At 33.4% G+C, this 23,274-nt stretch carries 25 protein-coding genes; 11 read left to right on the forward strand and 14 right to left on the reverse strand.

Annotated elements, in window-relative coordinates; translation table 11 throughout:
• Nucleotides 1-125: 125 nt before the first annotated feature.
• Nucleotides 126-1,097 (reverse strand): SMP-30/gluconolactonase/LRE family protein, encoded by a 972-nt coding sequence (locus NSS86_RS12460; RefSeq protein WP_000082559.1) that lies wholly within the window; start codon nucleotides 1,095-1,097, stop codon nucleotides 126-128.
• A 243-nt stretch (nucleotides 1,098-1,340) separates the two neighbouring features.
• Here NSS86_RS12460 and NSS86_RS12465 point away from each other — a divergent pair, with 243 nt between their 5' ends.
• On the forward strand, nucleotides 1,341-2,297 hold the full coding sequence (locus tag NSS86_RS12465; protein ID WP_001109281.1) for a rhodanese-related sulfurtransferase: 957 nt from the start codon (nucleotides 1,341-1,343) through the stop codon (nucleotides 2,295-2,297).
• Between the two features lie 151 nt (nucleotides 2,298-2,448).
• Nucleotides 2,449-3,087: a pyroglutamyl-peptidase I gene (gene pcp, locus NSS86_RS12470; protein ID WP_000547838.1), complete on the forward strand. Its 639-nt coding sequence runs from the start codon at nucleotides 2,449-2,451 to the stop codon at nucleotides 3,085-3,087.
• A 118-nt stretch (nucleotides 3,088-3,205) separates the two neighbouring features.
• Here pcp and NSS86_RS12475 read toward each other — a convergent pair whose 3' ends face one another.
• Nucleotides 3,206-3,973 carry a membrane protein gene (locus tag NSS86_RS12475; RefSeq protein WP_000956429.1) on the reverse strand — a complete coding sequence of 256 codons (768 nt, stop codon included), beginning with the start codon at nucleotides 3,971-3,973 and terminating at the stop codon, nucleotides 3,206-3,208.
• Nucleotides 3,963-4,301 carry a PadR family transcriptional regulator gene (locus NSS86_RS12480; protein ID WP_000116416.1) on the reverse strand — a complete coding sequence of 113 codons (339 nt, stop codon included), beginning with the start codon at nucleotides 4,299-4,301 and terminating at the stop codon, nucleotides 3,963-3,965. The genes NSS86_RS12475 and NSS86_RS12480 overlap by 11 nt, the downstream gene beginning before the upstream one ends.
• 166 nt (nucleotides 4,302-4,467) lie before the next feature.
• On the opposite strand from NSS86_RS12480, the gene bstA reads away from it, so the two are divergent.
• Nucleotides 4,468-4,932, forward strand: a complete 465-nt coding sequence (gene bstA / locus NSS86_RS12485) for a bacillithiol transferase BstA (RefSeq protein WP_000208909.1) — start codon at nucleotides 4,468-4,470, stop codon at nucleotides 4,930-4,932.
• A 237-nt stretch (nucleotides 4,933-5,169) separates the two neighbouring features.
• Nucleotides 5,170-6,588, forward strand: a complete 1,419-nt coding sequence (locus NSS86_RS12490; RefSeq protein ID WP_000432352.1) for an anion permease — start codon at nucleotides 5,170-5,172, stop codon at nucleotides 6,586-6,588.
• Nucleotides 6,589-7,001: 413 nt separating this feature from the next.
• Here the strand turns inward: NSS86_RS12490 and rarD are convergent, their stop codons facing one another.
• Nucleotides 7,002-7,910 (reverse strand): EamA family transporter RarD, encoded by a 909-nt coding sequence (gene rarD, locus NSS86_RS12495; RefSeq protein WP_001019815.1) that lies wholly within the window; start codon nucleotides 7,908-7,910, stop codon nucleotides 7,002-7,004.
• A 221-nt stretch (nucleotides 7,911-8,131) separates the two neighbouring features.
• Between rarD and NSS86_RS12500 the strand changes: the two genes are divergently transcribed.
• From NSS86_RS12500 to NSS86_RS12510, 3 genes are all read left to right on the forward strand, one after another.
• Nucleotides 8,132-8,707, forward strand: a complete 576-nt coding sequence (locus NSS86_RS12500; RefSeq protein ID WP_000174573.1) for a DNA-binding protein — start codon at nucleotides 8,132-8,134, stop codon at nucleotides 8,705-8,707.
• 161 nt (nucleotides 8,708-8,868) lie between these two features.
• Nucleotides 8,869-9,885, forward strand: a complete 1,017-nt coding sequence (locus NSS86_RS12505; RefSeq protein WP_000215631.1) for a HoxN/HupN/NixA family nickel/cobalt transporter — start codon at nucleotides 8,869-8,871, stop codon at nucleotides 9,883-9,885.
• A 242-nt stretch (nucleotides 9,886-10,127) separates the two neighbouring features.
• On the forward strand, nucleotides 10,128-10,922 hold the full coding sequence (locus tag NSS86_RS12510; protein ID WP_001017423.1) for an arylamine N-acetyltransferase: 795 nt from the start codon (nucleotides 10,128-10,130) through the stop codon (nucleotides 10,920-10,922).
• 133 nt (nucleotides 10,923-11,055) lie between these two features.
• Here the strand turns inward: NSS86_RS12510 and NSS86_RS12515 are convergent, their stop codons facing one another.
• A complete protein-coding gene (locus NSS86_RS12515) occupies nucleotides 11,056-11,568 on the reverse strand; it encodes an HdeD family acid-resistance protein (protein WP_000410764.1) in 513 nt (170 codons plus the stop codon).
• Between the two features lie 282 nt (nucleotides 11,569-11,850).
• Here NSS86_RS12515 and vraD point away from each other — a divergent pair, with 282 nt between their 5' ends.
• The 4 genes from vraD to NSS86_RS12535 all read left to right on the forward strand — a co-directional run bounded on the left by vraD (nucleotide 11,851) and on the right by NSS86_RS12535 (nucleotide 15,354).
• Nucleotides 11,851-12,609, forward strand: coding sequence for a peptide resistance ABC transporter ATP-binding subunit VraD (vraD, locus tag NSS86_RS12520; RefSeq protein ID WP_000154162.1), 759 nt, complete (start codon nucleotides 11,851-11,853; stop codon nucleotides 12,607-12,609).
• On the forward strand, nucleotides 12,599-14,479 hold the full coding sequence (vraE, locus tag NSS86_RS12525) for a peptide resistance ABC transporter permease subunit VraE (RefSeq protein ID WP_000143647.1): 1,881 nt from the start codon (nucleotides 12,599-12,601) through the stop codon (nucleotides 14,477-14,479). The genes vraD and vraE overlap by 11 nt, the downstream gene beginning before the upstream one ends.
• Before the next feature lie 91 nt (nucleotides 14,480-14,570).
• Nucleotides 14,571-14,762 (forward strand): peptide resistance ABC transporter activity modulator VraH, encoded by a 192-nt coding sequence (vraH, locus tag NSS86_RS12530; RefSeq protein WP_000672033.1) that lies wholly within the window; start codon nucleotides 14,571-14,573, stop codon nucleotides 14,760-14,762.
• 391 nt (nucleotides 14,763-15,153) lie between these two features.
• A complete protein-coding gene (locus tag NSS86_RS12535; protein WP_001059079.1) occupies nucleotides 15,154-15,354 on the forward strand; it encodes a cold-shock protein in 201 nt (66 codons plus the stop codon).
• A gap of 117 nt (nucleotides 15,355-15,471) precedes the next feature.
• Here the strand turns inward: NSS86_RS12535 and NSS86_RS12540 are convergent, their stop codons facing one another.
• The 9 genes from NSS86_RS12540 to rpmH form a co-directional block, all read right to left on the reverse strand.
• A complete protein-coding gene (locus tag NSS86_RS12540; protein WP_001054128.1) occupies nucleotides 15,472-16,041 on the reverse strand; it encodes a helix-turn-helix transcriptional regulator in 570 nt (189 codons plus the stop codon).
• A 259-nt stretch (nucleotides 16,042-16,300) separates the two neighbouring features.
• The gene (locus tag NSS86_RS12545) at nucleotides 16,301-16,696 is read right to left on the reverse strand and encodes a DUF3147 family protein (protein ID WP_000779134.1); all 396 of its coding nucleotides are present in this window, start codon (nucleotides 16,694-16,696) and stop codon (nucleotides 16,301-16,303) included.
• A gap of 67 nt (nucleotides 16,697-16,763) precedes the next feature.
• The gene (locus tag NSS86_RS12550; protein ID WP_000491382.1) at nucleotides 16,764-17,117 is read right to left on the reverse strand and encodes a DUF3147 family protein; all 354 of its coding nucleotides are present in this window, start codon (nucleotides 17,115-17,117) and stop codon (nucleotides 16,764-16,766) included.
• Nucleotides 17,118-17,567: 450 nt separating this feature from the next.
• Nucleotides 17,568-18,407, reverse strand: a complete 840-nt coding sequence (gene noc, locus NSS86_RS12555; RefSeq protein ID WP_000742837.1) for a nucleoid occlusion protein — start codon at nucleotides 18,405-18,407, stop codon at nucleotides 17,568-17,570.
• A 42-nt stretch (nucleotides 18,408-18,449) separates the two neighbouring features.
• Entirely contained in the window at nucleotides 18,450-19,169 is a 720-nt protein-coding gene (gene rsmG, locus NSS86_RS12560) for a 16S rRNA (guanine(527)-N(7))-methyltransferase RsmG (RefSeq protein ID WP_000215587.1), read from the reverse strand.
• On the reverse strand, nucleotides 19,169-21,046 hold the full coding sequence (mnmG, locus tag NSS86_RS12565; RefSeq protein ID WP_000249657.1) for a tRNA uridine-5-carboxymethylaminomethyl(34) synthesis enzyme MnmG: 1,878 nt from the start codon (nucleotides 21,044-21,046) through the stop codon (nucleotides 19,169-19,171). Before mnmG ends, rsmG begins: the two co-directional genes overlap by 1 nt.
• A gap of 66 nt (nucleotides 21,047-21,112) precedes the next feature.
• The gene (gene mnmE, locus NSS86_RS12570) at nucleotides 21,113-22,492 is read right to left on the reverse strand and encodes a tRNA uridine-5-carboxymethylaminomethyl(34) synthesis GTPase MnmE (protein ID WP_000362509.1); all 1,380 of its coding nucleotides are present in this window, start codon (nucleotides 22,490-22,492) and stop codon (nucleotides 21,113-21,115) included.
• 156 nt (nucleotides 22,493-22,648) lie between these two features.
• The gene (gene rnpA / locus NSS86_RS12575) at nucleotides 22,649-23,002 is read right to left on the reverse strand and encodes a ribonuclease P protein component (protein ID WP_001789343.1); all 354 of its coding nucleotides are present in this window, start codon (nucleotides 23,000-23,002) and stop codon (nucleotides 22,649-22,651) included.
• Between the two features lie 120 nt (nucleotides 23,003-23,122).
• Nucleotides 23,123-23,260, reverse strand: coding sequence for a 50S ribosomal protein L34 (gene rpmH / locus NSS86_RS12580; protein ID WP_000240855.1), 138 nt, complete (start codon nucleotides 23,258-23,260; stop codon nucleotides 23,123-23,125).
• Between the last annotated feature and the right edge of the window lie 14 nt (nucleotides 23,261-23,274).

A 23,274-nucleotide genomic window follows, 5' to 3' on the forward strand; every position in this document is an offset into this window, starting at 1 on the left:
TAATATATATATACGAAATGCCAACTATATCATCCCTAGGTATAGTTGGCATTTTTCGTTTAACTCATGTGTAACAAGCACTAACTGTTCACCCTAATTTAAGACGCCTTTCATTCAGGTAGGTCTTATTGAAACTGAAAACTTTGATGACCTTTTGCAAAGCCATTAACTGTATAAAGCATAGATCCTCCGCCCATTTCTATATCATTGGAACAAATGATGAGTTGATTTGTTCCAGGTATAAATTGCGGATGAGTAGAACGTAACATATGCCCTTCATCTCGGCCTGGTATCAATATTTGTCCTATTGGATAACCCCTTTTATTAAAAACTAACACTCGACCTTGACCATACATTGCTACGTATAAATTATCGTCACTATCAATACAACATGAGTCTGGTCCTTCATGACCTGTAAAATAGTACGGTATAGTAGCTCCAAATGGTTGTATCGTCACACCATCATCTTCAAGTGCAATGCGATGTAATCGATTGGCTGTAGTTTCTGTTACCCATAGTACTTTTTCATCTGTACTTAAAGCAATACCATTTGCTACGCTAATATTTTGAATGATAGGCGTCACTGTTCTAAAGTCCGGCGAAACATAATAAACGCCTCCTAGTGGATTGGTAGAGTATCCTCTAAAATCTGTAAAATAAAATCCACCTTTAGAATCAAATACCATGTCATCAATACAATATGCTGTTGAAAGATCTTCAATAATATCTTGTAAGTTGTCACCATTTTCTGTAGCTGCAAAAATGCCTCCTGTAGATTTAAAATCTCCTAAATAACAAACGAATAATCGGCCATCTTTATGTATTTTGATTGCTGCAGGATTCGCTTTGTGACTTACAAAAGGTCGTTTGATTTCCTTCGTTTCAGGATTGATTTTGAAAATATTGCCTTCGAATACATCCAATAAAAAGAGTTGTCCCTGCCGATCAAAGTTCAATCCTTCTAGTTGCAATCCTTTTTTGGAAATTTCAAGCCATGGTTCAGCTGTAATTGTTTGTAATTCACTTTCAGATATAATTGGAACAGCACTATTGGACTTCCCGCTATAAAATAATGTAGGTAAATCTTGTTGTGACATCATGATCATTCCTTTCATTTCATTCGTTTTAACTATCAATTTTATTTTAAACAAGATAACTATCAAATAAAATGATAACGGTTTCATCTATCTATTTTATCGGTCTAGTGGCTGATTTCAAGCTAGAAATATTGAATGACAATACAACTCTGTTAAAATGATGGACGTAGATAAATATGCGTATTGACGCTTTATTTTAAAAATTAACATGCTTATAACATGTTTATAGAAGGAGATTAACCTATGAACTATCAAGTTCTTTTATATTATAAATATACGACGATTGATGACCCTGAACAGTTTGCTCAGGATCACTTAGCGTTTTGCAAAGCACACCATTTAAAAGGTAGAATTCTTGTTTCTACAGAAGGTATTAACGGCACATTATCTGGTACAAAAGAAGAAACCGAACAATATATGGCACATATGCATGCCGATGAACGATTCAAAGATATGGTGTTTAAAATTGATGAAGCTGAAGGACATGCTTTTAAGAAAATGCATGTACGTCCTCGAAAAGAAATCGTTGCTTTAGATTTAGAAGATGACGTCGATCCAAGACACACAACTGGCCAATATTTATCACCTGTAGAATTTAGAAAAGCTCTTGAAGATGATGACACAGTCATTATTGATGCACGTAATGATTATGAATTTGATTTAGGTCATTTCCGAGGTGCAATTCGCCCAGACATCACACGCTTTAGAGATTTACCTGACTGGATTAAAGAGAATAAAGCGTTATTTACAGATAAAAAAGTGGTTACGTACTGTACAGGTGGCATTCGATGTGAAAAATTTTCTGGATGGCTTTTAAAAGAAGGTTTCGAAGATGTAGCGCAGCTTCACGGCGGTATAGCTACATATGGTAAAGACCCTGAAACAAAAGGTCAATATTGGGACGGTAAAATGTATGTATTTGATGATCGTATCAGTGTTGATATCAACCAAGTTGAAAAAACAATTATTGGTAAGGATTGGTTTGATGGCAAACCATGTGAACGTTATATTAATTGCGCTAACCCAGAATGTAATAAACAAATATTAGTTTCTGAAGAAAACGAAACTAAATATTTAGGTGCATGCTCTTATGAATGTGCTAAACATGAGCGTAATCGTTATGTTCAAGCAAATAATATTAGTGATAATGAGTGGCAACAACGTTTAACAAACTTTGATGATTTACATCAACATGCTTAGTTTTAATTAAATACCTTTCAAAACACGCTTTGAAAATCCGATTTATAAAGGTTTTTCAAGGCTGTTTTTTATGCGCATACATAACCTGATATGTTTTTAATTATGCGCGTGTTATACTAAATTAAATTTTAATACTGCGGGGTGTCTTAAAATGCACATTTTAGTAACAGGGTTTGCGCCTTTTGACAATCAAAATATCAATCCCTCATGGGAAGCTGTGACTCAACTAGAAGATATTATTGGCACACATACAATCGATAAATTAAAACTACCAACCTCTTTTAAGAAAGTAGATAATATTATAAATAAAACGTTGGCATCTAATCATTATGATGTTGTACTAGCTATAGGACAAGCTGGTGGTAGAAATGCCATTACCCCAGAACGTGTCGCCATTAATATTGATGATGCACGTATTCCAGATAATGATGATTTTCAACCTATTGATCAAGCCATTCACTTAGACGGTGCGCCAGCTTATTTTTCAAATTTACCAGTTAAAGCAATGACTCAAAGTATTATTAATCAAGGACTTCCTGGAGCACTTTCAAATAGCGCAGGTACGTATGTATGTAATCACGTGCTTTATCACTTAGGTTATTTACAAGATAAGCATTACCCTCACCTACGATTCGGATTTATTCATGTGCCATACATACCAGAGCAGGTCATTGGTAAACCCGATACACCATCTATGCCATTAGAAAAGATAGTTGCAGGTTTGACTGCAGCCATTGAAGCTATTTCTAATGATGAGGATTTACGTATAGCTCTAGGCACAACGGAATAGTTATAAATGCACAAACAAAAGCACCCTAATTTGTTAGTTTAAGTCTAACTTTAGGGTGCTTTTGGATGATTGGTATACAGTTTTACTATAATGATGTATTTTAGCTAAACGACATTGTTTAGTCTTCTTTTTTTAACTTCCTAAAATTTACAAATGTATAAATAATAAATGCTATATTTAGAATGATGAGTATACTTACTGAAACTAAATTAAAAGTGTCTGGTTCTTTACTAAAGATAGCTGCTATCCTTGCTATCAAACTTGGCAATGAAATTACCAACACGATGAGCGCATAAATTTTCTGTTTAATTAAAATACAAATTACAATAAGCGCAATTAAAAGTACTAACCCAACGATGAAACTCTGTTTGTCACTTAACTCAAAGAAACTATAGATAGGATATTTTTTAATAATCAAACCACCAAAAATCATCCATAAAAATACGACAATTCCATAAGTCACATTTATAACATACGTTATTTTTTGGTCACCAAATCGGACTAATGTATTGCGTAGAATCAGCATACCAATGACAACACCTAAAATAACGATACTAGCTATATAAAGTAAAAATGCAATTGTCACATCAAATGTACCCAAATCTAAAAACCTAGGAATTATAATGACTGCTAATATAAAAGAGAAGTACAAAGTAATATATTTATACAAACCGGTAGTAAGACTTATCTCAGGTGATAATTGATCAGCCATTGACTTAATCGGTGTATTAATAATTGAACTTGTATCTTCGTTATTTTTTTCAGCCATAGTTAAATGATCTTCGAGCTCTTCCAATAACTCTTCTACTTCTGCTTCAGTCTTACCTCTAAATAACAATTCAACACGTAATTTTTCTAAAAAATCTTGAGATTGTTTAGTTAACATCGTTTTCCCCTCCAAACAAGTTAATCATCCCTTTATTCAAAGCTTGCCATTTTGATTTAAATACTTTTAGTTCCTTTAAACCTGAATCGGTAATCGTATAGTATTTCCGCCTCGGGCCGCCATTACTAGATTTTTTTATTGTCGTATCAACGTATCCTTTTTTGTTTAAACGCATTAAAACTGGATAAATACTACCCTCACTTATCTCTGGAAACTCTTGATTCTTAAGTTTCGTCATAATTTCATATCCATACGTTTCGCCTTGGGCAATGAGACCTAATATCGCCCCATCTAAGAGACCTTTCATAATCTGATCTGACACTGACATTTTAATCACCTACTATCTTACATAATAAGATAGTACATTGAGAACTTTTCGTCAACTATCTTTTATTGTAAGGTAGTTGTTGTACACATTCCTTAAATGACTAACAACTTTGTTAATAGGGTAATACTTACGGAAGTATGTTTTATTTATGGGGGAGGAATTAATAATGACTACAAAAACAGTATTTGATGTCATTGATATGGGGTTAGGATATTTAGTAAATGTGTATGATGCTTGGAAAGTTGAAAAGGTACTTGATGATTATCATGAGCCTTTTTCTAATACCATTCATTGGCAATTTGGGCATGTATTAACAATTTTTGAATCGGCCTTAGCTGTTGCTGGTAAAGAGAATATTGATTTAAATATCTATAGACCTTTATTCGGAAATGGTTCGTCTCCAGATGAATGGAAGGATGAAGTACCGAGTATTGAAAAGATTTTAGAAGGTCTCCAAACATTACCTGAACGTGCACGAAATCTAACTGAAGATGATTTAGCAATTGAATTGAAACAACCAATTGTTGGTTGTAATAACTTAGAAGAGTTATTAGTATTAAATGCCATTCACATCCCACTTCATGCTGGTAAAATTGAAGAGATGTCTCGTATATTAAAAAATTTAAAATAAATATGTGCTTATTAACCGTTAACAACACGTTAACGGGTTTTTTATTTGTTTAAAAGGCCACTTTTTTGAATTTAATAAACACCATCTATACCAGTTCTTCACCGCTTCTCGAAAAATAATTATATTAATGATTTCGTTAATTTAATTTTATATTTAATTATTACTGTACATCTTTTGTAGTTAGCTTTATTCTTAAATTGAAATATGTATAAAACATAGAAAGAAGGACGTTTTAACATGGAAAACACGGTTAAATATCGTAAGTTTATACTCCCTATCGTTGTAGGTCTCCTTATTTGGGCACTTACACCTTTTAAACCGGATGCTGTGGATCCAACAGCATGGTATATGTTCGCAATATTCGTCGCGACAATCATTGCTTGTATTACACAACCGATGCCAATTGGGGCCGTCTCTATAATTGGATTTACAATCATGGTACTCGTTGGCATTGTTGACATGAAAACGGCTGTCGCTGGTTTTGGTAATAATAGCATTTGGTTAATTGCTATGGCATTTTTCATTTCGAGAGGATTTGTGAAAACAGGTCTTGGTAGACGGATCGCACTTCATTTCGTCAAATTATTTGGTAAAAAAACATTAGGCTTAGCATATTCTATCGTCGGTGTAGATTTAATTCTAGCGCCTGCTACACCGAGTAATACCGCGCGTGCTGGTGGAATCATGTTCCCAATTATCAAATCACTTTCTGAATCATTTGGTTCGAAACCGAAAGACGGATCAGCACGCAAAATGGGTGCATTTCTTGTTTTCACAGAATTCCAAGGTAATTTAATTACTGCGGCTATGTTTTTAACTGCAATGGCCGGTAACCCCCTTGCACAAAATTTAGCATCTAGCACATCTAATGTTCACATTACATGGATGAATTGGTTCCTAGCTGCTTTAGTTCCTGGACTTGTTTCCTTAATTGTTGTACCTTTTATTATTTATAAAATTTATCCACCAACTGTTAAAGAAACACCAAATGCTAAGAGTTGGGCTGAAAATGAATTAGCGACTATGGGTAAAATCGCTTTAGCTGAAAAATTTATGATTGGTATTTTTGTCATTGCTCTAACATTATGGATTGTCGGAAGTTTCATTCATATTGATGCAACTTTAACGGCCTTTATTGCGCTAGCATTGTTATTATTGACAGGTGTCTTAACATGGCAAGACATTTTAAACGAAACAGGTGCTTGGAACACATTAGTATGGTTCTCAGTATTAGTGTTAATGGCCGACCAATTAAACAAGCTTGGATTTATTCCTTGGTTAAGTAAATCCATTGCTACAAGTCTTGGTGGCTTAAGCTGGCCTATAGTACTGGTCATTTTAATATTGTTCTACTTCTATTCACATTACTTATTTGCAAGTTCTACAGCACATATCAGTGCGATGTATGCAGCATTACTAGGCGTTGCCATCGCAGCCGGTGCACCACCATTATTCAGTGCATTAATGTTAGGTTTCTTCGGTAACCTATTAGCTTCAACAACACACTATAGTAGTGGTCCAGCGCCGATTCTATTCTCTTCAGGTTACGTGACTCAAAAACGTTGGTGGACAATGAACTTGATCTTAGGTTTCGTCTACTTTATTATCTGGATTGGTTTAGGATCACTTTGGATGAAAGTAATTGGTATATTTTAAAATATTTAAATTAGTGCTCGAATCTCATTGATTTGGGCGCTTTTTAATTTGTATTTAAAATCAACCTTTGCTAAATCAAGACTCCCTTTTTAAAATACGTTTATCCTTTAAATCATTGCGTGCTTCACTGAAAATTTGTATAAAGATTTAAGTCATTACGTAACATCACATAAAATACATTTCTATACTATTCCGTTTCATTGATCAACATTACGTATGCCCTCATAAATCATGAAATAAAAAAACACCTTCGTTTAAATTCATTTTAAGTGCGAATTCAACGAAAGTGATTTATTTCATATTCAATGTTTTAAATTTATACAGCTGTCACTGTTACTGCACACATACCTCAGTCTCACCTTATCATGACACAAAGGATATTGAAAACACGTATAATTATCTTTCCTCGTATTTTATAGGGTTTTTGCGACCGGATGTTTCTTCAATTTAATGTATTGAGAAAGACTATATAACACAATACCTGTCCAAATAAATATAAACGTAATTAATTGATCTATACTAAAAGGCTCTTTGAAAACAAATATGCCGAGTACAAACATTATTGTTGGTCCAACGTATTGAATAAATCCTATTAGCGAAAGTGGAATACGTTTTGCCCCGGCTGAGAATAGGATTAGTGGTATTGCCGTAATAGCACCAGAAAATAACAACCAAAATGATGACATGTTCAATCCAAATGACATCTGATGTTGCTGCCATAAATAAATAACGTATATTAGTCCAGCAGGTGCTGTAACAATACATTCAATCGTAATACTGCTGATGGCATCAATATGTACTACTTTTTTCAATAATCCATATGTACCAAAGGATAACGCTAATATAATAGAAACGATTGGGAATTCTCCAATCTTGAGCGTCATATATAATACACCGATGAATGCGAATAAAATGGCTAGCCATTCAAATTTATTGAATCTTTCTTTTAAAAAGATAAGTGCGAGCAAAATGCTAACAAGTGGATTTATATAATAACCTAAACTTGTTTGTAGGACGTGACCGTTCGTTACAGCCCAAATAAATGTACCCCAATTTAATGTAATGACATAGCCTGCTACGACAATCGCTAATAGCTGAATGGGCTTGCCTAACAATTGATTCATATCTCGTTGAAATGCATTGCGTTGTTTTTGTCCAACCGCGAGTATGAATATCATGAATATTGCTGAAAATATAATACGAAAGGCTAAAATTTCAAATGCGCCTATTGCATCAACGAACTGCCAATATATAGGTAGTATTCCCCACAGAATGTATGCACTGAGTGCTAAAAATATACCTTTTTTATATTCTATATTCACTTACATACCTCCTTACTCTCCCAAATTTTTAACATGTTACGCTCACTTGGTTATGCTAATATAACGATTTTACTAATAATATTTCGATAAAGATATCATTTTGTTTATATTTCCCACATTTATTCACCAACCACTAAACAATATTAATTTTATAAATAATTCTGTACAAATCAGGGTATATTGCCAGAAAGACTACCATACAACATAAAGGATGGATACAAATGACTTTACCTAAAATTGGAAAGCCTGCAACACGCGCGCTAAATTCACAAGGTATATACACATTAGAAGCAGTATCACAATATACGAAGTCATCTCTAATGGAGATGCATGGCGTTGGTCCTAAAGCTATATCAATATTGGAACAAGCTTTATTTCAGCACCAACTACATTTTAAAACGGAAGTTCAGTCATCATTACCTTTTAAGTTAACAGGAGATGTGTCATGCAATCATGCGCCTAAACGTCAACAAATGATAGATTTTATAGTTGCTACAGCAGCATTAGATATTGAATTATTACGTTCACTGGTTACAACAGAATTTATTTGGTCTGTGCCTGGACACTTTGACATTTATGGACCTCAAATTTTAATTCAAGAACTATCTAACTATTACAATCAGGTTGCTAGTCTCAATATCCACTCCAACATCACACATGGGTGCTTAGGTTCCATGCATGGTATTGAAATATTAAAAACTGGTAAAGAGATTCATTTTGCTCATTTTTTTGAATTTGAAAATCATAAAAAGGATGCCAAGTTAAGCAAAGTGACATCTTACATTGTTGTTGCTTAATGACTCATAATCTATAACGCTAAAAACTATCGTAATTACATATATATGTTAATAAAACAAATAATTTTGCATAATATTTTTGTTATATGAATGCTTTTTACTAGAGTGCACATTGAACATACAGTATGATTAAATATCATGTTATGAAAGAAGGATATATTTTGACTGTTTTTAAAAATGAGCGCTTAAGCTGGTTACCATACATAGCTATTGTCATTTTGTTACACGTTATTGGGTTTAGTTTTTTATGGATTGCTGGAAAAGACCATCATATCTTATTTGGTATGGGGATTCTTGCATACACATTAGGTTTGCGTCATGCATTTGATGCAGATCATATCGCCGCGATAGACAATACCGTTCGTAAATTATTACAACAACGCAAAGATCCATCTGGTGTGGGTTTCTATTTTTCAATTGGACATTCATCTGTTGTATTTTTAATGGCTGTTTTTTTAGGGATATCTGTAAAATGGGCTAAAGATGAATTACCACATTTCCAAGATATTGGTGGAACGATTGGTACACTAGTTTCAGGTTTCTTTTTAGTGCTTATCGGTGTGTTGAATCTAATTATTTTAATCTCTTTAATTAACTTGTTCGCTAAATTACGTCGTGAACACATTGAAGAAGCTGAAGTCGATGTATTACTTGAATCTAGAGGATTTGTTTCTCGATTTGTAGGACCTTATTTCAAGTTAATCACGCGTAGTTGGCACGTATTGCCACTTGGCTTTTTATTTGGACTTGGTTTTGATACAGCTAGTGAAATTGCGTTACTCGCTCTTTCTTCAGGCGCATCACAACAAGCCATTTCATTTATCGGAATCTTATCTTTACCAATTTTATTCGCATCAGGTATGAGTTTATTGGATACATTAGATGGTGTTGTAATGAAGTATGCCTATAATTGGGCATTCTTCAATCCTATTCGCAAAATCTATTACAATATAACGATTACTGCGATATCAGTCATGGCAGCATTAGTGATTGGGATGATTGAATTGCTACAAATTCTTGCTGATAAGCTAGATTTACATGGTGCGTTTTGGGCATTCATTGGTTCGATCGAATTTGATTATTTAGGCTATATTTTAGTTGCATTATTTTTAATTACTTGGCTTATTTCAAGTTTAATTTGGAAGTTTGGTCGCATAGAACACAAATGGTCTAAATAAAGTAACTTGTCTTGCAACTACCTTTGTATTGTTGCATTTTTAGACACCCTGCACACTTCTTCCATTATGCTACGCTCTCAGTAGTCATCTTTAAATCGTTTCTTTTAGAGATGACTTCATTTTGAGAGCGTATTTTTCTATTTAAAATGTATTTATCCAAAATTCAATGCTTTCGAATTTAAAATTTCAGCATTTCTGTTTAAAATTTAATTATAATCTTTAATACAGGAGGCGCTATGCTTATGAATATTGCGAAGTTAGAGAATTATTTACAAATTGATTCATCTCGTTATAATCGACCGAGTATTGAAGCATTAAATTATTATGCAACACGTTTTATGTTAACTGTACCTTTTGAAAATATTGATGTTCAAAATAGTAAGCCGATATCTATAAATATCGATGCACTTTTTAATAAAATTGTTCATGATAAACGTGGTGGTTTTTGTTATGAGTTAAATACATTTTTCAAAGCATATTTACAACAAAAAGGATTTAATCCTGAATTAATGTCAGCTACTATTCACACACCCGGTGGCGGTCGTAGTCTGAACGGTTCACATGCTTCACTTGTTGTTTCTATAAATGATGTATTCTATGTAACTGATGTTGGCTTTGGAGACTTACCTCTACATGCCATTCCTATTACTTCATCTGAGCATACACAACCAATTACTGATATCAGTGGTACATTCCGCGCTATTTTTAACAACGAAGACAAGGATATTTTCTATGTTCAAAAATTCGAAAATGATCATTGGCATACAAAATATGAAGCTGAATTCAAACCTAAACAAATAGAAGATTTTAATAGCAACATCGAATATAATCAAACGCATCCAGATTCAATATTTGTACAGCATTTATTAATTACAATGCCACAATCATTTGGCCGTGCTACAATGTCTGAAAATCATTTAACTTTAACAAGGAATGGTAGCTCAGAAAAATTTGATGTCACTAAAGATAACTATAAACATTTTTTAGAAAAATATTTTGGACTAAATGTAACTATTAATCGTATTGAAAAACAATAATAGTAAAATATAAAAATATGGGCGTATCTTACTTATTGTAGGTAGCGCCCCTTTTTTATGCTTCATAAACACAACAAAAAGGATATGACACAAACTTCATGTCACACCCTTCTTTTGAACCGCTTCATTTTACTTAAGCAAGTGCATCTACAACATAAATGACACCTACGAATACAAATGCAATAGCAATCATCGTCGAAATAAAGACGATACCCATTAATGGATTAAATAATAAAATGACACCGAAAACAATACCTAATAAATTAAAAATCACTGAAATTAGTTTTAAGCTACCACTACCCGTAAACGTAAATAATCCTGCAATAGAACTAAAAATGAACCAGAATGCAAACATGTAGATAAAAAATGCCGAGCTAGCGCCAACATTAAAAATGACAATAAGACCAAAGAGAATATCTACAATCCCCATAAACAGAATCCAATTTTGGTTACCACCTACTAAAGCTTTTGCTTTTCTACGGTAAATGATTTGAATCACACCGTTAATTAATACAAACAGTCCAATCAACCAGGTAATAGCATAAAAATTTTCAATTGGAAATGTAAAAATAACGACTGCCAACATTAATAATAATACACCCATTATTAAACTAGACCATTTAATACCTTGATTTCCTTTTTCCATAACAATCAATTCCTTTCAAATAAAGCCCTCTTTTAATTTTTACAAAAAATTTATTATACAATAATTAAATTCCCTTTTCTCAATTTACACAAACATCATCACTTAGAAAGCACCATTGCTTTTGTCTAATATGTACGATTAATCTGTATCCTCACTCAAAAATCTACTAAGTAGCGATAGCTTTCAACTCTGTAAGGTTCATTCATTGAATTGTAAGTTTAGATAAAGGCTACTACTCCAAACATTATTTAAAATGAAATTAAATACAAAAGGAGTGAGACTATGACAATATTATCAGTGCAACATGTTTCAAAAACATACGGTAAAAAGCACACATTTCAAGCACTTAAAGATATTAACTTTGACATACAAAAAGGCGAATTCGTTGCGATTATGGGGCCTTCTGGATCAGGTAAGACAACCTTATTAAATGTACTAAGTTCAATTGACCAAATTTCTAGCGGTAGCGTGATTGCTAACGGACAAGAGCTTAATAAACTTAATCAAAAAGCACTTGCCAAATTCCGTAAAGAATCATTAGGTTTCATCTTCCAAGATTACAGTATTCTGCCGACATTAACTGTCAAAGAAAACATTATGTTACCTTTATCTGTTCAAAAAATGTCGAAAGCAACAATGGAAGAAAATTATAAAGCGATTACTACAGCATTAGGTATTTATGACCTAGGAAATAAATACCCTAGCGAATTATCTGGTGGTCAACAACAAAGAACTGCAGCAGCGAGAGCATTTGTTCACAAACCACAAATCATATTTGCAGATGAGCCAACAGGCGCACTCGACTCGAAAAGTGCAAATGACCTATTACAACGTTTGGAAGAAATGAATAAATCGTTTGATACAACTATTGTCATGGTTACACATGATCCGGTTGCAGCAAGTTTTGCAGAACGTGTCATCATGCTAAAAGATGGCCAAATTCATACACAACTTTATCAGGAAGGACGTTCTAAACAGGCCTTTTATGAAGACATTGTACATCTTCAATCAGTATTAGGTGGTGTCTCAAATGACATTTAACCATATCGTTTTCAAAAACTTACGACAAAACTTAAAACATTATGCAATGTATTTATTTTCATTATTTTTTAGCATCGTCTTATATTTCAGTTTTACAACCTTACAGTTTACTAAAGGTGTAAATAATGACGACTCGATGGCCATCATTAAGAAAGGTGCTTTAGTCGGATCAATATTTTTATTTATCATTATTGTCATCTTTTTAATGTATGCCAATCATTTATTCGTGAAACGCCGTACACGTGAATTTGCGCTATTTCAGTTGATTGGTTTAACACGACAAAACATTTTGAAAATGTTAGCACTTGAACAAATGATTGTATTTTTAATCACAGGTGTTGTCGGTGTATTATGTGGCATTGCAGGTGCACAATTATTGCTTTCCATAGTATCTAAATTGATGTCGTTATCGATTAACTTATCGATACATTTCGAACCTATGGCCCTTGTTTTAACTATTTTCATGCTAATTATTGCGTATGTACTGATTTTATTTCAAAGTGCTTTATTTCTAAAAAGACGTAGTATCTTATCAATGATGAAAGATTCAATTAAAACTGATGCCACAACTGCTAAAGTAACGACTGCAGAGGTTATTTCAGGCGTATTAGGTATTGCTATGATTGCACTAGGCTATTATATGGCGACAGAAATGTTTGGAACATTTAAAGCACTAACTATGGCTATGACATCACCGTTTATCATTTTATTTTTAACGGTAGTAGGCGCCTATTTATTCTTCAGAAGTTCCGTGTCACTAATTTTTAAAACTTTGAAAAAATCTAAAAATGGACGCGTATCTATTACAGATGTTGTATTTACATCGTCTATTATGTACCGAATGAAGAAAAATGCGATGTCTTTAACTATCATTGCAATTATTTCTGCAGTTACAGTAACTGTATTGTGTTTCGCGGCATTATCTAAATCAAATACAGATCAAACCCTTACATCTATGGCACCAAATGAATTTAACGTGGTCGCTACTCAAGATGCTAAACAATTTGAAACTAAACTAAGCCAACAACAAATTACATTTTCTAAAAATGCTTACGAAACTATTACTGTAGATAATGTTAAAGATCAGGTTATTACTTTGGAAAATGGTAGTGATTCAGGTCGCACGAATTCAATATTAAGTGCAAATAACAAGGTAACAGGCAACAATGCCATCATTACAAATACAAAATCACTTCCTAACATTATTAATATCCATTTAAACAAAGATTTAGTAGTAAAAGGAACTAAGAATGAAACTTTCCGTGTTACACAAGAAGACAAAGGTAGGGTTTATCCTTTAAATCTAAGCTTCAACTCACCTGTCGTCGAAGTAAGTCCTGAAAAGTATCAGCAGTTGAAAACACAAAATAACGTTCATACTTTTTATGGATATGATATTAAACAAACATCACAAAAGGAAAAAGCTCAAGCAATTGCAAAACAGTTTGGAGACAAAGTCATCACTTATGATGAAATGAAAAAAGAGGTCGATGCTACTAACGGTATTCTAATATTTGTTACATCATTTTTAGGATTAGCATTTTTAGTAGCAGCTGGATGTATTATTTATATTAAACAAATGGATGAAACTGAGGATGAACTAAGTAACTTCAGAATATTAAAACGCATAGGCTTTACGCATACAGATATGCTTAAGGGATTATTATTAAAAATTACTTTCAACTTCGGTTTACCATTATTGATTGCTATATTACATGCAGTATTCGCCGCAATAGCATTTATGAAATTGATGGGTAATATTTCCTTCATGCCGGTTATTGTAGTAATTGTTGTATACACCCTCATTTACATTACTTTTGCTTTAATTGCTTTTGTACATTCAAACAAATTGATTAAGAAAACCATTTAACACTTACGATTAAAAGATGCTTCATTGAGATTTTGATTTTAAGCAATGCAGTATAACTATTAACTGATTTATAAAAAGGAGAGATTGAATCATGAAATTTAGAGAATTAGTAAAACAATCATACGAGGATTTGAAAAATTTGACTGTAACTTGGTATAACGTGATTGCTTTAGCAATGATTGTTATTGTCTTAAGCGTAGTTACAACACCAATTATAGGTATTCCAGCTGGTTTATTAGGTGGCGCTTATTATTTAAAACGTCGTGAAGAAAAAGGTAAATAAGCACATTCCATCGGCATATAACATTGCTATGACCTTTCAAGTCAGATTTTAATATCAACAAGTAGCATTTATCGCTGCTTGTTTTTTATGAATTGCTTATAAAATCGTCATGTTTAAACGTTATGTCACTTTGAAAACTAGCAAACACCATAAAAGACTACAATTTTTTATTTTTATAAACCCCTTTAAATCAACGTTTCTAAGGTTTTTAAAAATCTTTTTAAATTTATTTTCAAAAAACACTGTACATTATGCCAATATGAGCGTATAGTTGGTCTTACGTAATAAAAGCTCGTGAATTAAATTGTAGTGTATTTGTTTAGAATATCCTCTTTTTTAGTTATGAATTTGTTACAAATATTAAGTGCAAAAGCACATGGAGGTTTTCTATATGAATAACGGTACAGTAAAATGGTTTAACGCAGAAAAAGGTTTTGGTTTCATCGAACAAGAAAATGGCGGAGACGTATTCGTACATTTCTCAGGTATCGCTAGCGATGGCTACAAAACTTTAGAAGAAGGTCAAAAAGTTACTTTCGAAATCACTGAAGGTCAACGTGGAGACCAAGCAGTTAACGTACAAACTGTTTAATCTTACAAAATAAAACGACTCATTATAAATGAATCGCTTTGATTACCAACAAGGTTCTAAATCTTGTTGGTATTTTTTTATGCTATTTTGGATAATATGAGACAATACGATGATGATTTATAAAAACTTATTTGCCATATACACACTAAGGAAAATTATGAGGCTGAGTATACCAATTGCTGATATAATAGAAAGCGCATTTGTCATCGTATTTCTAGCTTTAGTCGTTTGTACTTCACTAGGATCTTTTCCATTCATAAAAGCAACAATTCGATCGTAGTTGTCCATTTTATGCACTTTTTTTAAATCTTCTATTTTCATAGATGCATAAAAACCTATTCCCAAAATGATTGCCACCGTTATACCCCAAGTCCAATTCCAATAAACAACTAAAGGTCCCATTAAAATTGCAGCTAATGTCATGAAAATAAGCATCACATATGTCCATAAGTTAAGACTTCGTTGCACTTTAATATCAGGTACAAATGGAATAGTCCCTTTTACTAAATCATCTAAAGTTACATTGAACAATTCGCACATCATTAATAAGTTATGTATGTCTGGTAAGCTTTTGTCATTTTCCCAATTAGAAATACTCTGCCTAGATACATATAACTTTTCAGCAAGATATTCTTGTGAATAACCATCTCGTTCCCTATACTTTTTAATTTGTTTACTCAGATTCAATTACATACGCCTCCAGTCAATTAGTACAATCATTACAATCAGACTATCAGATAAACTTAGTTAAAGTCACCTTTATGATTGACTAAATGTTTTGACATACGACAACATCGGGGTTCGAAGACTCCCTTAAGACAGACCTGTATAATTACGCGCTTGTAATTTTCTCAATGCCAACTTGAATTTCACTTATTAATGATGCAACTTTTCCATGCTATTCAATGCTTGCAAAGTTAGTCCTAGTTAAGAGATTACGTTCACACTATTTACTATTCGATTTTCCAGCTTTCCAACTATGCTTTTCTAATCTTTTTTGTGCTATAAATTCTACCGCTTCAAAAATACATACTGCACTGATGAACCAGCTTAGGAAACCAACAATAATGCTAATCAACCACATGTGCGTCATATGTAACATCATCCATGTAACTAAAATACAAACTAATACCCCTGTCATACCAAACACTGCGCCACGACTTACATGCACAGCGACTTTATCACCATATTGCATACCTGTAATAAACATAGACACTAAAAATACTGCCGGAAACGTTGCAAATATACCGCCAAATTCTTTCCAAGGTAGTGTTACAGATACAATATAACTTAATAATACTGCAAATCCCCCCACAAAAAATTTCATTAATGTTAATTTCATGATGTTCTGCCTCCAAAAATTTATTACTTAATAACTGAATACAACTAATTATCACGCATTTTCCAAACTATAAATGTCTAATACTGAATATTGCGAGGGAAATAACAAACCAACAAACAACTGTGAATATTGCGCCTTTCCGATAACCTTTATGCTTAATATAGAGAGATGTCAAAAATACAGTTAATATACAAGACAGAATACCGACAATTGCTCCAGTACTAAGATTCATCGACATCTCCACTAATTGCGTACCACGATGATCTAAAGCTAATGCGATAATAGCCGCAAGAAAGACTGCCGGCATAGTAGCTATAATACCTCCTAACTTACCACCTACCTTATCAGCAATAATTGAAGCTAATGCAACAGCGATACCACCAATGACAAAATGAAGAATTGCACTTCCAATTGAAAACATCTTCAACGTACCTTTCTATAATTAATTCAATACAAAACGTATCATTCACACAAAGTGTAAAACTTAAATTTTCTACTGTAAAGGCAACTCAAGCGATGTTCATAAAGCTTTCATGATACTTTCATAAACTAGCAATAAAGGGTTCAAATGAAGGTATATCCAGCTCAAATTAGGGAGTGGGACAGAAATGATATTTTCGCAAAATTTATTTCGTCGTCCCACCCCAGCAAGGTTGACTAGAATTGAAAAAAGCTTGTTACAAGCGCATTTTCGTTCAGTCAACTACTGCCAATATAACTTCGTAGAGCATAGAACATTGATTTATGTACCAGCCTGATCAACATATAAATATAAATTTTTATGTTTCACGTAAAACAAAAAAAGACAAAGCTGTTATGATCTTAGCTTTGTCTTTTATGTGTTAGTCATCATGTATACGACATCCTACTACTAACGTTTATATATTCGAATTTTTATTTCATAATAATCTTCATGATCTTTGTCTTTATGCTCAACATGTAGTCCTGTTTGTTGAATCGCTTGGATACTTTTGCCTACCTCATCTCGTGCTTGAGTGACATCTTGTGCAAAGCGAAGGTTTTGTGCTTTGACTTTTTCGGGCCCCGTTTTTTGGCGTACTCTATCTTCAGTCTGTTTCACATTTAGTTTTTGTGCAATGACTTGCTCAATCAACGCTTCTTGTTCACTATCAGACAATGATAATACCGCTCTCGCATGGCGTTCAGTAATTTTACCTTCTCTTAAGCGAAGTAGTACTTTCGGCGCCAACTTCAATAAACGCAACTTATTTGCAATAAAGCTTTGACTTTTACCTAAACTTTTTGCCAATTCACTTTGCGTTGTATCACCAATTTCCAATAATTTCTTATAGGCTTCCGCTTCTTCAACAACAGACAAATTTTCTCTTTGAATATTCTCAATTAATGCAACAACAGCCGTCTCTTCATCATCCATATCACGAATAATAACGTCTGCTTGAGGTAAATTTAGTGATTGTATTGCTCTAAATCGGCGCTCTCCAGCAATAATTTCAAACATATCTTCTTCAATCGGTCTTACAACAATAGGTTGTAGTAAACCATGTTCATGTATTGATTCAGCAAGTTCTTTAATTTTATTTGGTTCAAACACCTGTCTTGGTTGATAACGGTTGGGAACGATACGTTCAATTTGAATGGATTCAACATTACTATTGCGATCTTCCTCAATATGTCCAATGATGTCATCTTTGTTTTTCAAACCAAATAATTTTGAAAAAGGTTTTTTCATTATCCATTCGCTCCTTTTATGTTAGTTGTAAAGGATTATGCATTATTTTTCAAGTAAAGGAGTCTTATTAGGCGTCCCTGGTTTTCTTGGGTACTTTTTCGGCGTCTGTCTTTTTTTATCAATAATGAACATCTGGCGCTCTCCAGCATCTTCTGGCAATTTAAAGGTATGTGTTTCTGTAACGTTACCACCTAACACACTAATTGCAAATTTTGCTTCTTCTAATTCTTCTTCACCTTTTGAAGATTTTAATGCAACAAACTGTCCACCTTTTTTAATTAGCGGTAAACACAATTCACTCAACACGGATAATCTAGCTACTGCTCTTGCAGTAACAACATCATAAGACTCCCTGTAGACACCCTTACCAAATGTTTCTGCTCTATCGTGTATAAAGCTGACATCCTGTAATTGTAATTCTGACGCTAAATGGTTTAAAAATTGAATACGCTTATTTAATGAATCAACAATCGTCACTTTTAACTGCGGAAACATTATTTTTAACGGAATACTTGGAAAACCAGCTCCAGCGCCTACATCACATATACTTATAGGCTGATTAAAATCAAAATAAAAACTAGGTGCAATGGAATCATAAAAATGTTTCAAATATACATCGTGTTCATCTGTAATACTTGTCAAATTCATCTTTTCATTCCATTCAACAAGTAAACGATAATATGTTTGAAACTGTTGTTTTTGAGTCTCAGTTAATTCAATATTATGTTCTTTTAATTGTTCTGCTAACCATTCTACAGTCATTAGTCACTCACCCTTTGGAGTTTACCTTGTTCTAAGTAAATCAATAATATAGATATGTCTGCTGGATTTACCCCTGATATTCTAGAAGCTTGTGCAATATTTAAAGGTTTTACTTCTGATAATTTTTCTCGCGCTTCAGTCGCCAAACTATCAATCTTACTATAATCTAAGTCTTCTGGAATTTTCTTCTCTTCCATACGCTTAACTTTCTCAACTTGTTGTAGTGATTTATTGATATAACCTTCATATTTTGTTTGTATTTCTACTTGTTCTTCAACATCTGCATTCAATTGATGTTCTTCTTCTAAAATTTCTAAAATTATATCGTAAGTCATTTCAGGTCTGCGTAATAAATCGATAGCTAAAATACCATCTTTTAAGCGAGAACCACCATGTTGTTCGATAATCGCTTGCGTATGTTCGTTTGGTTTAATACGAATATCTGATAAACGCTTAATTTCCGCATCAATTTGCTGACGTTTTTCATTAAAACGTGCATATCGTTCTTCAGAAATCATACCAAGTTCATATCCCATATCCGTCAATCTCAAATCAGCATTATCATGACGTAGTAACAAACGATATTCTGCACGTGATGTTAGTAAACGATAAGGTTCATTAGTACCTTTAGTTACAAGATCATCGATTAAGACACCAATATATGCATCTGAACGACTTAATATCTTTTCGCCTGTGTTTAACACTTTACCTGCAGCGTTAATACCTGCCATCAATCCTTGTCCTGCTGCTTCTTCATAACCAGATGTACCATTAATTTGACCTGCAGTATATAAGTTTTTAATCATTTTCGTTTCAAGTGTAGGCCATAACTGCGTTGGCACAATCGCATCATATTCAATTGCGTAGCCGGCACGCATCATATCTGCTTTTTCAAGACCTGGTATCGTCTCTAACATTTGACGTTGCACATGTTCAGGAAGACTTGTAGACAATCCTTGCACATATACTTCATTTGTATTACGACCTTCAGGCTCTAAGAAAAGTTGATGTCGCGGCTTATCATTAAATCGAACAAATTTATCTTCAATTGAAGGGCAATAACGTGGCCCGGTTCCTTTAATCATCCCTGAATACATTGCAGATAGATGTAAATTATCATCGATAACTTTGTGTGTTTCAGCATTAGTATACGTTAGCCAACATGGCAATTGATCTAATATATATTCTGTTGTTTCAAAGCTGAATGCACGACCTACATCGTCACCTGGTTGTATTTCAGTCTTCGAATAGTCAATTGTTTTTGAATTTACACGCGGTGGTGTACCTGTTTTAAAACGAACAATATCAAAACCAAGTTCTCTTAAATTGTCTGATAATGTGATTGATGGTAATTGGTGATTTGGTCCACTTGAATACTTCATATTACCTAAAATGATTTCACCACGTAAAAATGTTCCCGTTGTAATAATTACTGCTTTAGATAAATACTCTGTACCAATATTTGTACGTACACCTTTAACTTCATTATCTTCTATAATAAGTTCGTCTACCATACCTTGCATTATATGCAAATTTTCTTCATCTTCAATCACGCGTTTCATTTCTTGTTGATAAAGTACTTTATCTGCTTGCGCTCTTAGTGCTCTTACAGCAGGTCCTTTACCTGTATTTAACATTCTCATTTGAATGTGTGTTTTATCGATTGTTTTTGCCATTTGTCCACCTAAAGCATCAATTTCACGAACAACGATGCCTTTAGCTGGTCCACCTACAGATGGGTTACATGGCATAAATGCAATATTATCTAAATTTATTGTTAGCATTAATGTTTTAGCACCACGTCTTGCAGATGCTAAACCTGCTTCTACACCTGCATGTCCCGCACCTATAACGATTACATCATATTCTTGAACCACAATATAAACCTCCTTATTTGATATCTTACTAGCCTTCTTAAGACGATATTCCGTCTATTTCAATTACTATTTACCTAAGCAGAATTGACTGAATAACTGATCGATGAGTTCATCACTTGCAGTCTCACCAATAATTTCTCCTAATATTTCCCAAGTTCTAGTTAAATCAATTTGTACCATATCCATAGGCACACCAGATTCTGCTGCATCAATCGCATCTTGTATCGTTTGTCTTGCTTGTTTTAATAATGAAATATGTCTTGAATTAGAAACATAAGTCATATCTTGATTTTGTACTTCTCCACCAAAGAACAAATCTCGAATTTGTATTTCTAATTCATCAATACCTTCTTGTTTTAACATTGAAGTTTGAATTAATGGCGTATCACCTATCATATCTTTAACTTCATTAATATCTATGTTTTGCTCTAAATCCATTTTATTAACAATTACGATTACATCTTCATTTTTAACCACTTCATATAATGTGTAATCTTCTTGAGTCAATGCTTCGTTATTGTTTAATACAAATAAAATTAAGTCTGCTTGGCTAAGAGCCTTTCTAGAGCGTTCAACACCAATCTTCTCTACTATATCTTCTGTCTCGCGTATACCAGCAGTATCAACTAATCTTAATGGCACGCCACGAACATTGACGTACTCTTCTAAGACATCTCTTGTAGTACCTGCTACCTCAGTTACAATCGCTTTATTATCTTGTATTAAATTATTTAACATCGATGATTTACCTACGTTTGGTTTACCAACAATAACTGTAGATAAACCTTCACGCATAATTTTGCCCTGCGCACCGGTATCTAATAAACGATTAATTTCCTGTTTGATTTCTTTAGACTGCTCTAAAAGAAATTCAGTAGTCGCATCTTCAACATCATCGTATTCAGGATAATCAATATTCACTTCCACTTGAGCGAGTATCTCTAATATAGATTGACGTTGTTTTTTGATTAAGTCACTTAGACGACCTTCAATTTGATTCATCGCAACTTTAGAAGCTCTATCTGTCTTCGAGCGAATAAAGTCCATAACTGCTTCAGCTTGAGATAAATCAATACGACCATTTAAAAAGGCACGTTTTGTAAATTCACCTGGCTCAGCCATTCTAGCGCCATATGTCATAGTAAGTTCCAGCACTCTATTAATCGTTAAAATACCACCATGACAATTAATTTCTATAATATCTTCGCGTGTAAATGTTTTTGGCGCTCTTAACACAGACACCATAACTTCTTCAACCACTTCTTTAGACTCTGGATCAATAATATGACCGTAATTAATCGTATGTGATGGAACATCATTTAAAAGATGTTTTCCTTTATATAATTTGTCAGCAATTTCAACGGCTTGCGGTCCAGACAATCGAACAATTCCAATTGCCCCTTCACCCATTGGTGTTGAAATACTCGTAATTGTATCTAAATCCATATTGCTACTCGCCTCCTTCAACGATGTGAATACATTTTAAAGTAAGTTATTATAACCCTAAGGTCAGTCTTAACCCTAAGGTCAGTCTTACGTTTGTCTGAGGTAAGACTTCGGGATGCGTTGAGTGGTTAATGTTTTCCTTCCCCTACCCTATCCTTACTTAATCTTTTTATTAAAAACTTTGGCAATTTTAAGTACGTGCTCAAGACTATTCTGTATTTGTAAAGTCGTCATATCTTTAGCTGGCTGTCTTGCTATTACAATAATATCTTTGGCCAATATATGCGACTTATGTACTTTGAAATTTTCACGTATTGCTCTTTTAATCTTGTTTCTTAACACTGCATTACCTAGTTTTTTAGAAACACTAATACCTAAGCGAAAATGGTCTATTTCTTTATTATTACAAGTGTATACAACAAATTGTCTGTTGGCTACAGAATGACCTTTTTTATATATTCTCTGAAAATCTGCATTCTTTTTAATTCGGTAAGCTTTTTCCAATAACATCACTCGCTTATTTATCGTTTTTATTTGAAGCTATATTTAAACTTCTATTGAGCTTATAACATAAATTTCTATTTATTCTTAATTTAAACGAAAAAAAAGATCACTGATGAGTCAGTGATCTTATGCAGATAAAACTTTACGGCCTTTACGACGACGGCGCGCTAAAACTTTACGGCCATTTTTTGTGCTCATGCGTTTTCTGAAACCATGAACTTTACTATGTTTACGTTTATTTGGTTGATAAGTACGTTTTACCATGCAAAACACCTCCA

The organism is Staphylococcus sp. FSL W8-0056 (genome assembly GCF_037963075.1).
Taxonomy (GTDB): domain Bacteria; phylum Bacillota; class Bacilli; order Staphylococcales; family Staphylococcaceae; genus Staphylococcus; species Staphylococcus aureus.